Raw genomic sequence first — 12,548 nt, forward strand, 5'->3', positions numbered from 1 at the left:
AGAATTTCGATCTTAATGATTTTTACTCGTAACTTATATAAAGCGATCGCTTTGCTACTATTGTGTTTATTTCTGGCAACTGGTTGTAGCAATAGCGATCGACTAGAGCAACAGGGAGTTACCAAGATAACTTTTTGGCATGGTATTAACCCCCCAGAAAATCGCGATATCTTCCAAGAATTGGTAGCAAAGTTCAATCAAGATAATCCCCGCATTGAAGTTGAAGCTTTGTATGTGGGTCAACCCGACGCTCAATTACCCAAAATATTAGCAGCAACCGTTAGCGGACAGCCTCCCGATATTCTTTGGTATGTCGCTCAAATTACAGGGAAATTAAATCAATTGGGTGCGTTGTTTCCCTTAGAAAATTGGTTGGACAATTCTGCGATAAAATCCGAAATCGATCCAGCAATGTTTGACTCGATGGAGTTGGACGGACACATACTATCAATTCCTTTTGCGACTAACAATGCAGCGGTATTTTATCGTCCTAGTTTGTTTGCCCAAGCGGGTATTGAAGATATCCCCAAAAACTGGGATGAATTAAAGGCTACCGCGCAAAAATTAACTCAGGATACTAACAACGATCGGCGCGTAGATCGACACGGTATTTTCTTGTCTCTAGGTAAAGGAGAATGGACGGTATTTACTTGGCTGCCTTTTATCTATAGCGCGGGAGGAGATTTATTAAAAAATGGCAAACCTAATTTAGTCAACGATGGGGCGATCGCAGCCTTACAATTAGGAGCGGATTTGGTGCAGGATGGGGTTGCTATTTTATCTCCCCCCGAAAGGGGTTACGAAATCGATCGCTTTATTGAAGGTAAAGCTGCCATGCAAATTACTGGTCCTTGGACTCTAGCACAATTGAAATCAACTAATATAGATTATGGTGTCTTTCCCATACCTGTCGACAAGCAACCTGCTGCGGTAATAGGCGGGGAGAATTTATTTGTGTTCAAAACCACCCCCGAAAGACAACAGGCTAGCCTTAAGTTTTTGGAATATATCTTGAGTGAAGAATTTCAAACCAGTTGGGCATTAGCTACGGGTTATTTACCTGTTAATCTCAAGTCTCAACAAAGCCCAGGGTATCAAGAATTTGTCGCCGAAAATCCTGTAATTAATGTTTTTCTCGAACAGATGCAGTGGGCAAAATCTCGTCCGATAATTCCTCAATATACTAGGGTGTCAGAAAACTTGGGTAGAGCAATCGAAGCTAGTTTGCTGGGCAAACAAACCCCCTCTGAGGCTTTAAAGCGATCGCAACAACGTTTGGAGTTAGTTTTTGGTAATTAACTCTCAAAAAATGTTTTTAAATTAGAAATATTTACATAATCTGCTGTGAAATCTCCTTGAATAACTTGGCAGGGTTGATCTATTTCTCCCAGGTCCCTTACAACTAAATCCGCTTGACTGAAATCTTGTTGTTTTGTGTAATTATTAACTGTAACTATGGTTTTTAATCCTGCTTTTTTAGCGGCAATTAATCCATTATCAGAATCTTCAAACACCAGAAAATTTTGAGGTAGAATTTTGATCTTATTCAAAACATATTTATAAATATCTGGGGCGGGTTTTTTAGCTGCTACAATATCTCCTGCTGCAATCACCTCAAACCAATCTAGATCTAAATATTTTTCTAACAAAGCAATTACATTAGGCAAAGAAGTTGTAGTTGCGATCGCTAAAATTATATTTGCTTGTCTGGCTTCTTCGATTAATCTTATTGTCCCCCTTCGCATAGTAATTGCACCATTGTGAAGCAATTCTAAATAGTATTTAGTTTTAAGCTGATGAATATAGGCTGCAAATTGGTTTATATCTTGAGGGTCGACAAATCCAGGTTTATATTGACGCAAAAAATATTTGACACGCTCTTTTCCTCCTGCAACTTTTAACAACTCTCCATATAATTCTACAGACCAATTCCAATCTAATTCTGCTTCTTCAAAAGCAGTATTAAAAGCTACTCGATGTCCGTCTCTTTCTGTATTAGCCAAAGTCCCATCAACATCAAATATTAAACCTTGTAACTGATTCATCTTGTATTTATCAAAGTTTCTGAAAATAAAAAGATATACCTATAATTCAAAAGCCGACTGTAAATATTTTTTAATAGTCAACTGGTATTGCTCAATAATTATAGGCTGACCTATAGCAAGTCGAGTAATGTTTTGTAGATCTATTTCTGCGTCTATGTTCTTGCTGATTGGCATCAACTTTGTATAACCAACCAAAGCCAAGTCAAAACGACAAGGAAGTTCTCCTAAGAGAGGATATTTAGCCAAAAATAAAGATGCAGTTTTAATCATCTTCCCTTGCTTGATAGCATCAACAGCCAATAAACCACCTTCATCCCAATTATTCTTGCTGCGGGTTTTTACTTCCACAAAAGCGATCGCTTGATTGTCTCTATCTTGGGCAATAATATCTATTTCACCCCAACGGCAACGCCAATTTTGCTGCAATAGATCATAATCTTGCAACTCTAACCATCTACTAGTTAGTTCCTCGCCTAATACGCCGATATCTTTCATCCTGATTATCATTATTATAGATTTTCTACTTGCGATCGCGTAAACGTATTAATTCATTCATTACCACTCCAAGAATCGCGATCGCCAAATATCAAATAAATTGTTTACCAAGGACTACCAATAATAGTAAATGGAGCCCAGAAATAAGGATGAGACCAATCTGCATTTTCGTTGTTTTCGTTCTGGAGTTTTTCTGGTAAAGGTATAGTACCCCAAGTAGTTGTTATTTCATCCTCACCACTTTTAACTTGTTGTTCGATGACTGCTTGTTGAGCTTTTCGTAAAGCTTCGGCTTTTGTAGGAGCAGTTTTTAGCTGATGATAAAATTCACTCATCAGACCAGAAGTACTAGTGTCTCCCACATACCAAAGGCTACCAATGGCAGTTTTTACCCCCGCTTTGACAGCCAAACCGCCAAAACCGAGTTCTGCTTCATTATCGCCAAATGCAGAGCGACAGGCAGAGATAACCATGAGATCTACGACAGGATCGTTAAGTTTTAGTTCTTTCAACTCATCAAGAGTAAGCTTGCGATTGTAGAGTTGAATGTAAATATCTTCGATGTCTTTGGGGTTGAAGTCTGCATGGGTAGAAAGGTGAACGATCGCGGGGCGGCGATCGCCTAAATTTTCCTTGAGGTTATCAAAGGTAAAGTTCTCATTCATAATCGATTTACCTCCTCTGAGTTTTTTAATTGTGGATAATTCAATTTCTACGGCAGGGAGTGCAGATTGATTTTCGTCACTCTCAAAATCCGAAGCTCCAAAAGCCAAGACAGCAGAGTCTTGAATATTTCTATAGGTGGTGTTCATTAGGTTAAGACTCGGAGCAAAACCAACATTAAAGCTTTTTTGGGCTAAGAATAAATCAGTTTTAGCATCGTATAGTGCTGCGATGGGGAGCGATCGCAATTTGGGAGGCATAATAAATAATAAGTTATCTATTTCCCGTTCTTCTAATTGGTTTTCGATTGTACCGATCAACCACTCATACATTTGTTTGGCAGGAGCTTTATAATATCTGCCAGTAGGGCGAGAAACTTGTCGGTAGAGCTTTTCGGCTACTTTTTCGACTTCCTCGCGGGTAACATCTACAGGGACGTAAATTGGCTCACCTTCGCTAGTAATGACCAAAAGTTCCAAGCGATCGCTCGGCTGAGGTGCAATGCACAATGAAGGTGCAGTATCGACTTGTTTGATACCCAATGAAGCTTGATATTCAGCAGTACGACAGCTTTCGGAATTGAGAAAAGAATCTTCGGCAGTTTCGTTAGCGTTGAGTTTTGCAGGAGAAAAATTGACATAGGCTAAAGCAGGTTTTTGCGCTGCTTCTTCGGCAATTTTCATCAAAGTTTTTTGCGCTTCGGGAATGGAAGAAATATTGAGAGTAGGGTTAAAACTAGAGCTAACTGCTACTTGTTGTTCGGGTGGATGAGATAAGAATTCCCCTGGATCGTCTTCTGTTGGAAGGATTCTGACTCCATCGACAGAGATGATGCTGATATTGCTTCGTATTTCGGTGAATAAAAATGAGTCGCCAATCGAGAAGGGGAAGCTGTTGCTATAAATATTCCCTTCAGTACCATTAACTTCAGCATTACCAATAGTGAATGGGGTTTCGCCATCTCCCCCATGACGGATAATAATATCACCACTGCTACCATCAGGACTCAATGTCGATATACTGACGTTAGGGTTAGGAGAAGTGCTTTCTGTTTCTTCTGCTTCATTCTCTTCTTCAAAAGATAGAGTGGATATCAGGGAAATAAATTGTTCGGTGGCGCGGAAAAATCTTTGAGTTGTGACGTTAATATCTCCACCATCTCCTTCGTTACTTTCCGCATTAATAGTGCTGGCAACAATATCTCGATTATCCGTACTGGTAGTTAAGCTAATTGCACCACTATTGTTAATCGAAAAAGAACTAATCCCAGATAAAATAGTATCTGTCAAATTGAAGTCTGCGTTATTTCTAATTTCTTGTGGTAAATCAAAAAGCAGTCTTTCGGCTATATTTGATGGTTCTAATGTCAGATCGGTTCCTTCTGGATTAATGTCAGGGGAATTATTAGCAATGGTAACAACTCCATCGATATATGCTTGATTGACACCTTTACTTGTATCGATATTCCCTCTCGTACTTTGAAGAAAAACATTTCCTCCTTGGAAAGATTCGCTGTCAACTTCGCTGTCAATTTCGCCAAAAGAACCAGAATAAATATATCCCGTGGTAATATCCTGCGCTGCTTTCAAGGTGATATCGCCACCTTTTTCTCTACCACCAGATACGAAAATTCCCAGATCTAAAGTTTCAGCCAGTCCGTCATCATCGCTATCTATAATAATTTCTTGGGTAGCATCAATTCCGCCTTCAACAGATGTAATTTGAATATTTCCACCATCGCTTTCACTCGAACCTGAAGCAACACCAATAATCCGAATATTATTTTTGGCATATAGGGTAACATCGCCACCATCGCCATTAGCAGTATAGGAATAGATACCCAGAGGAGACGAAACATCGATCGCGCCATTGGTACTGATAATGGCAATATCTCCCCCTTCCCCTTCTTCTGAAGAAGAGTCAATGGAATTGAGATTAAGATTGTTTTCGGCTACTGCGGTAATATTATTACCTTCAGTTTCAACAACTCCCTCAAAAGTAATTTCTCCCGCACCTATGGCTTCATTTTCGGGGATCTCTAGATCGAAGTCGTTGGGTAGATCTTCTACTCCTTCCGCATTAGTAACGCTGTTATCTGCAAGATTAATAATCGTTCCCGCACCATTTTCAGTTACGGCAATTCTAGTAGGATTGCCATTCAAGGGACTAAAATCACCAGAAGCACTAAACCAGCCTTCGCTAAAACCAATTCCGTTAGCAGTAGTGACAGTAGTGACGGAAAAGTCGGCAGGAACATTTAAACTAGCCTGTTCGCCAAAGATAACCCCCGCAGGATTAATTAGGAACAGATTGAGATTACCATCACCTGTAATTTGGATTGCGCCATTAATCTCGGAAGCATCGCCACTAGATACTCGCGCTAGAACGTTATTAATGGAATTGTTACTAATAACAAAGTTGGCAGTTTGATCTGTTTGAGGTAAATCAAAGCGAGAGAAACTATGAAAGAGATTTTGATTTTCTGGATCGCTGGAAGTCAAGCCACCAGTCAGATCAAAAGTAACGCCATCTTCTTGGGCGGTAACAACCGAACCCGTATCGTCATTAGCTGCGACAATGGGTAATTCTCCTTCAACGGTTGGGGAAACTACGGGAGGAACTACAGGAGGTTGATCTGTAGTTAAAATTGCGATCGTATTACCAGTTGAAGTAAAACTATTGGGAAAAGGAGTAACAGTATTAACGTTTTCGGAAGTAATAATATTTCCTGTCGTACCGTTAATAGTTGCATCGCCAACCGTAAATTCGGTTCTGGGATTGGTATTACCACCACCGTGTTCGATAGTTACATTTGTTCCTCTGATGCTGGTGCTTGTTCCAGGAATAGTCCCACTAGTAGTAAATAAACCTTGAGTATTATTGCTCGTTCCGTTGACATCAATATTAATATCTCCGTTACCATCAATAGAACCAGTTGCGATCGCATTGGGAGAAGTTAAGCTAATGTTTCCTGCTGCTGATTCGTTAGCAACTGCATTAATAGCATTGGTGGAGATCGCACCATTGGCAGAAGTTATTTCTACATCACCAGAAGAATTAATATCTGCATTTACATTGATATCATTACCTGCATTTAACACCAATCCAGACGACTCAATATTATTATTAACTGCGATCGTGCCATTGGGTTGTGGAGATTGTAGAATTAATCTAGTGTTGAAATTGAGATCGTTAGCAATTGTTATAGTACCGCTACTATCGTTTCTGCCAAAGGTAATAACATCAAAATCACCTTGAATGGCAGCAATATCTTCAATAGTAAAATCGAGACTGTCAGGATTTTCAGAAGTACCTGCGATCGCAATATTTAATTCCGAAGTATCTGGCTGGATAAATATGTTGTTTCCGCCCAGCAAAGCAACCCCACCATTGGTACTAGAACTAGTTTGTAGATCTATTTCATCTGCTGTTAGGGTAATGTTACCCGATCCCGCATTAATAGCCGTAGTATTAATGCCGTTATTATCATCAACATCTCCGCCTTGAATGGCAATACCAGCAAAATTATTAGTTCTACCAGTGAGGGTGATATCCCCTCCAGCAGAATTAATTACAGATTCGCTACTGCGAGGAGAACTTATAGATATACCTTCCTCTCCATTACTCGTGCCAGTGAGGGTAATATTTCCTCCTCCCGAATTAATTTGACTGTCAATAATTTTTATGCCTTCATTATCATCAGCAGTCGTACCAGTTAGGGTAATATTTCCTCCCTCGGAAATAATATCGCTGTCATTGATTTCCATTCCCTCACTGTTACCAACAGTACCGAAATGATTGCCAGTCAGATCGATATTGCCACCGCCAGAATTAATTAAGCTAGCATTATAGACACCCAACTCATCTTTACTAGTAATAATTACATTGCCACCACCAGTAACGAAAGAGAAAGGGAAATTAGCTTGAAATTCGCCAATATTATTATTATCGCGATCGCCTGTTAAAGTAAGATTTAATGAGTCTGGTGTAGTAGGATCGCTATCGGTTATTTCTAATCTGTCTGTTACTTCGTCAAAGTCGGCCGTCGGATCTCCTAAATTAATACTATTATCCGCTTCAATATTTAAACTACTATTACCCGCACCATTGAAATTAAGATCGGCTTCTGGTGCAAAAGTAACGTCGCCATCGTCTAGGGTGCTTTCAATCGGATCGAGTCGATTTTGGGCAATGATGTTTATATTGCGATCGCCCGTACCTAATTCTATCGGTGCATTAAAGTTAAGATCGTTACCCTGTAAAGTAATATCTTCACCGTTTTGTCCTACAGATAATCCAGTGTTATAAGTCTGATCTCTGGTAGTAGTTACATTACCATTTAGAGAAGTAGTTCCCGTACCGTTAGTCGTTAAACGATCGACATTGACAGTACCGCCTAAAATAATATCTCCTACTCCAGCAGTCAGATCCAGACTACCAGTACTAGCATCGCTGACATCTATCGTTCCTTGAATATCGATATTTGCGCCATCAAATCCTTCATCGGTAGTATTGAGGCTGCTATTTCCTGCCACGATTACATTATCGTCAATAATATTAATCGGTTGTCCTTGAGTAGTAACATTACCGTTGAGAGTAGTCGAACCAATACTAATGCTGTTGAGATCGACACTGGCGTTATCTCTTCCTTCGATGTTGCCATTAACTACAATATTTCCCGACTGGAAAGTTACAGGATCTAGGAAAACCGCATTACCATTATTTACTGTCAGGGTGCTGGTGTCGTCTTCAATAGTTTGCCCGATAATTATCGAAGAGAAACCATCACTTAGGGCATTGAGATCTTCATTGCTAAGATCTAGACTATCAGGATTGTCTTCAGTAGCGTTAACAACTACATTTTGACCTGAAGATCTTTTTTGAATCGTTAGAGTATTTTCCAATCCGCTAACTGCATCAGTTGTAGGAGGGAGATCTATTTCATCGCCAGTTAAAGTAATTTCTCCGCCAAACACTTGCGTACCCTGAAGGGATATATTATTCGCTTCTAAATTAATTTCTCCTTCCGTACCTGTTTGAGTGACAACACTACCAGTAACAGTTAAATTGTTTCCCGAAGTAACGTTGATATTTCCCGAATTAGAAATTCCTCCTGCATCCAAACGACTGAGAATAGTATCATCTCCTGCATTCAGAGTAATATTTCCTGCCGTTTCGCCACCAGAGTCTAAGCCTAAGATGCCATTGGCAATAATATTACCTCCAGCAGTTAAATCTATATCGCCACCGTTACTACCAGTACCGCTAGATAGCGCGCTAATATTTTGACCATCACCATCGTTGTCAACAATATTGATATCTCCACCAGCAGCAAGATCTACCGAACCTGCATCGAAGCCACTGCTATTAGAAATAGCAATATCTCCCAAAATATCGATATTGTTATTAGCCCGCATTAATACCGAACCAGAATTACCATTATCAGCAATAGTAAAAATATCAGTTAAAAATGAATCGCCGATGCTAATATCATTTCGAGAGTCAATAAAGATCGAACCGCTATTCCCAGTAAATGTCGGAGGATCGCTACTATCGCTAGTACGAATATTAGCAGTGGTAATATCTCCTCCCGATAAAGTAGTGTTAGGAAAATATTGATTAGTTAATAATAAAACTCCATCAGCAGCTTGGAAAGAAATATCGCTAACAATAATATCTGCATTGGTAGCATCATTAAGAGTTGAAGGAGGAATCGAGAAATCGCTTTCATCAGCTACAGAATTGCTTATTAACCCTCCTGGTACTTGACTCCAATCAATACCAGCACGTAAATCTAAAGTAGGTTGACTGTCTCCTGCGATCTCAACTTGGGTAGTACCATCGGAAAGAGTAACTGTTTCAGTAATCGAGTTAACCGTATCGGGGTTGGTAATAATCACATCCCCTGTAATATTAATTTGTCCCCCTGCCAAAATATGTAAAGATGCTCCTGTATAGTCTTGGAGAAAGACATCTCCTAAAGATCTAACAACAGGATCGAAAGGACTAAATAAATTACCTGGAGTACCATCCAATTGTTCGATGCGGAAGTCTCCCCCAGCAGTATAACGAGCGTCGCCATCTACTGTATTATTAGAGCGTAGAGTCATCTCTCCCCCCGAAAATAAACCGCTATCAGGGTTATTTAAGGCAAATACATCAATTTTTTGATCGCCTTGAAGAGTTAATTCGTCTCCTGCTTGGGCAATAAAAGGATTGTTTTCGCTATCTCTTGCTAGGACGGTATTGTTGGCTTGTATATTAAGATCGTCAGTGGCGATTATTTCGCTTTCAACGAGGGAAATATTGTTATCTGCCTCAAGAGTAATATTTTCTCCTGTAATATCTTTGGCTACTGTATCTCCAGATTCGATAGTAGTTTCAGAATTAGCAACGGTAACCTTATCATTAGCTGCGACTTCTACCCCCGTATCTACTTCTACGGGCAAACCCCGCAAGAGATTGGGTAAGTCGGTAACTTTAACGGGCAATTGTTCTCCAGAATTGTCGGTGGGTACGGCTACCTCTAGGTTTAGTATTTGTCCTTCTTGAGAAATACGGATGCGGTTTGTTCCTGGTACTGCGGCGACGGTAATATTGCCTCCTGGGGCTTTAATCGTACCAGTATTGATTACATTTCCCCCAGTTAGAGATATATTATGTCCTTTGGCTATTTCTAAATTACCTGCATTAATAATCGTTCCTGCATCTGTCTCTGAAAAGTTAAAACTGTTGGGGTTTCCTTCCAGATTGAGATAGTCGTTTGCCCCTACTGCATTAAAGAAACCATCCCCAATACCGATACCCGTAGCGGTGGTAGCAGCAAAGTCACCAGGAACGTTTAAACTGGCATTGTTGCCAAAGACAATTCCCGATGGATTCATTAGATAGAGGTTGGAATTGCCCCCCGTAACTTCGATTAAACCATTGATAATAGAAGGATTTCCGCCGTTAATTCTGCCGAGAATATTTTGGATATTGGGATCGGAGAGAAAGTTAGCAATTTGTCCCGCATCCAAACCAAATTCTTGGAAGGAATGAAAGAGGTTTTTGCCATCTTTTGATAGTGTCCCCCCATCAATATTAAAACTATTACCATCTTCGGTAATCACAGTCATTGTCCCGTCGTTATTCGGTACGATCTGCTGTGCTTGGGCGGGTGCAATTGCTAATGCGAGAGTGAAAGGAATACTCGCCAAAAACATTGCTGCTTTAGAGAGTAAATTAAATTTTCTTCGTTCTTGTTGAATTCGAGTTTTAGCAGATTGAAAATTAAAACGAATATATTTAGGTTCAATATTTCTAGACATAATTTTAATTAATAAATAATTGATAAGCGATCTTTGTGGCGGGCAATAAAGGGTTGTTAGTTTATTACCAACAAATTTATTTGCCTTCCCCGCCCGACAATTAGGTAACTGATTTAGAAGCTATAACCCGCACTAAAATGCCAACCATCATCTTGAATATCGTCACCGCGATCGCTAAGATCGATGAGAGGCGGTGCGTAATCTAAACGCATATTTAAGTTCTCGATGGGTTGCAGCAGTAAACCCAAACCCGCACCTGCAATGAATTGTCCGTCGGGGATTTGGTTGGGATTGCCGATTGTTTGCCAGACATAGGCGAGATCTGCAAAGGGTGCGATGACAAATACAGAATCACCATTACTATTACGCGCTACAGTCAGGCGATCTTCAACGGAAAAACGTATTCCTTGATCGCCAGAACGGACATTTTGTCGATAACCCCGTACCGATTGACCCCCACCAATACTAAACTGTTCCGAGGGTAGTAAAGTATTGGGAGTTGCTTGTAAGTCTGCTTGGAAAATTAGAAAGTTGCTATTGTTAATTACTTGAAGACGTTGTAGTTGAGTTAAAAAGCTAATAAACTTACCATCAGGAATGGGAGAATCGTTTTCTGTCGCCCCAAAAAGCCCTGTTCCCCAACGCAATCGCGATCGCCATCCCCAAGCACCAGCGGTATCTCTTTTGGTGTATTCATAGCCTAAATGGAAGACGCTAGTACGGCTTACTCCATCTTCATCGGGACCAAAACCAAAGGGTGTCGCGCCTTGAAAAGTAAAGGTTTGTCCGTCTTGATAGTCAAAGCCAACTGATATGGCTGATTCTATTACAGGAGTGCGGACTACTGGCTGTCTGTAGGTTAGAGAATATCTTTCTGATTCTCCTTGAATATCTAGCTGTTCTAATTCTCCTTGAATCACCTCATTGCGATTGATGCCAATATTTGCTTGTATTGTGCCATTCATGGCATTGATGGGTACTCGATAGCCAAAATCTAGGCCGTAAGTAGCAAAGTTTTCTAGTCTGGGGCTATATCCAACAGAAATTTCGTCTCCTAAACCAGTCAGGTTGCGATAGGCTAAACCCATTCCAAAACGCTCACCCCCGACACTAGGAGGGGAAAAGTTATCAAAACCCACGCTACCAGAAATACGCGTAGCTTCTGTTACGGTAACTTTTAATTGGGTCTGATTTTTGACTTTTCCTGGTTGTAAGGTTGCTTCTATATTATTAAATAAAGGATCGTCTTTTAACAGTCTGAGTTGGTCTTCGAGTTTTTTGGTATTTAAAGGATTGGTAGCTAATTCTAGACGCGATCGCACGTAATTTTGCAGTCTTTTTGTTCCTTCTACTACAACATCGACTTTTCCTTCATCAACTACAATTCGGGCAATGTTACCTGGATTATCTATTATGGGTATGGCTCGCGAATTGATATAGCCCTTATCGATATAAATTTTAGTTATTTGTCGGGCAACTTCTTGTAATTCTTCTTCTGCGATCAAAGCTTTATTTGATGGCTTGAGGGTAATTATTTTTTGGGGACAAAATGTTGTCGGGGAAGCTGCATTTAGAGATTCTTGAGGATTTGTTTGCTTGCTGGTTTTACTATCGATCTTAAAATCGGGTAGAACTTTTTTTATTTCTGTTGGTGTTAAATTTGTCGTGCAGAAAATCTCAATTGATTTAAAATTATTTATCGAACTTTCTATTGGTTCTTTAGATGTATCTGTCGTTTGAGCAATTATACTTGTCGAATAAAAGGCATTAATACTTAGAAAAAGGACCGTTAGAAAAAACAATTTTGTTTTTCCTAAACTTAAAAATCTCAAACAAATATACAACATCAATTTCTCTTCAAAAAAATATTTGATATTATTGACAATTTCGATCTATATCAACTAGGTCAAAAAGCTGGAATGCGAGAATAAAATGAATTTTTACGCAATTTAATCCATTTTGATTATTAAGAAGTCAAAATACCTCTAGGAATACACTTAGATGTCTTACGTAGTTAATTAGACTACTGGTAAAA

Annotated in this window: 5 protein-coding genes; 1 reads left to right on the top strand and 4 read right to left on the bottom strand. The window is 39.7% G+C overall.

Annotated features, from left to right (window positions below):
- The first annotated feature begins 15 nt into the window (after positions 1 to 15).
- Positions 16 to 1,299 (top strand): ABC transporter substrate-binding protein, encoded by a 1,284-nt coding sequence (locus I4641_RS03220; protein WP_229639023.1) that lies wholly within the window; start codon positions 16 to 18, stop codon positions 1,297 to 1,299.
- Here the strand turns inward: I4641_RS03220 and I4641_RS03225 are convergent.
- The 4 genes from I4641_RS03225 to I4641_RS03240 form a co-directional block, all read right to left on the bottom strand.
- Entirely contained in the window at positions 1,296 to 2,045 is a 750-nt protein-coding gene (locus I4641_RS03225; RefSeq protein ID WP_229639024.1) for an HAD family hydrolase, read from the bottom strand. The genes I4641_RS03220 and I4641_RS03225 overlap by 4 nt on opposite strands.
- A 39-nt stretch (positions 2,046 to 2,084) precedes the next feature.
- Positions 2,085 to 2,540 carry a YraN family protein gene (locus tag I4641_RS03230; protein ID WP_229639025.1) on the bottom strand — a complete coding sequence of 152 codons (456 nt, stop codon included), beginning with the start codon at positions 2,538 to 2,540 and terminating at the stop codon, positions 2,085 to 2,087.
- Between the two features lie 104 nt (positions 2,541 to 2,644).
- On the bottom strand, positions 2,645 to 10,513 hold the full coding sequence (locus tag I4641_RS03235) for a two-partner secretion domain-containing protein (RefSeq protein WP_229639026.1): 7,869 nt from the start codon (positions 10,511 to 10,513) through the stop codon (positions 2,645 to 2,647).
- Positions 10,514 to 10,626: 113 nt separating this feature from the next.
- On the bottom strand, positions 10,627 to 12,315 hold the full coding sequence (locus I4641_RS03240) for a ShlB/FhaC/HecB family hemolysin secretion/activation protein (protein ID WP_229639027.1): 1,689 nt from the start codon (positions 12,313 to 12,315) through the stop codon (positions 10,627 to 10,629).
- Positions 12,316 to 12,548 lie beyond the last annotated feature (233 nt).

Origin of the sequence: Waterburya agarophytonicola KI4, assembly GCF_020640915.1 — a bacterium.
GTDB classification, from domain to species: domain Bacteria; phylum Cyanobacteriota; class Cyanobacteriia; order Cyanobacteriales; family Xenococcaceae; genus Waterburya; species Waterburya agarophytonicola.

Coding starts and splice junctions, on each gene's coding strand:
- I4641_RS03220 (WP_229639023.1), top strand. CDS start 16: ATGATTTTTACTCGTAACTTATATAAAGCGATCGCTTTGCTACTATTG.
- I4641_RS03225 (WP_229639024.1), bottom strand. CDS start 2,045: ATGAATCAGTTACAAGGTTTAATATTTGATGTTGATGGGACTTTGGCT.
- I4641_RS03230 (WP_229639025.1), bottom strand. CDS start 2,540: ATGAAAGATATCGGCGTATTAGGCGAGGAACTAACTAGTAGATGGTTA.
- I4641_RS03235 (WP_229639026.1), bottom strand. CDS start 10,513: ATGTCTAGAAATATTGAACCTAAATATATTCGTTTTAATTTTCAATCT.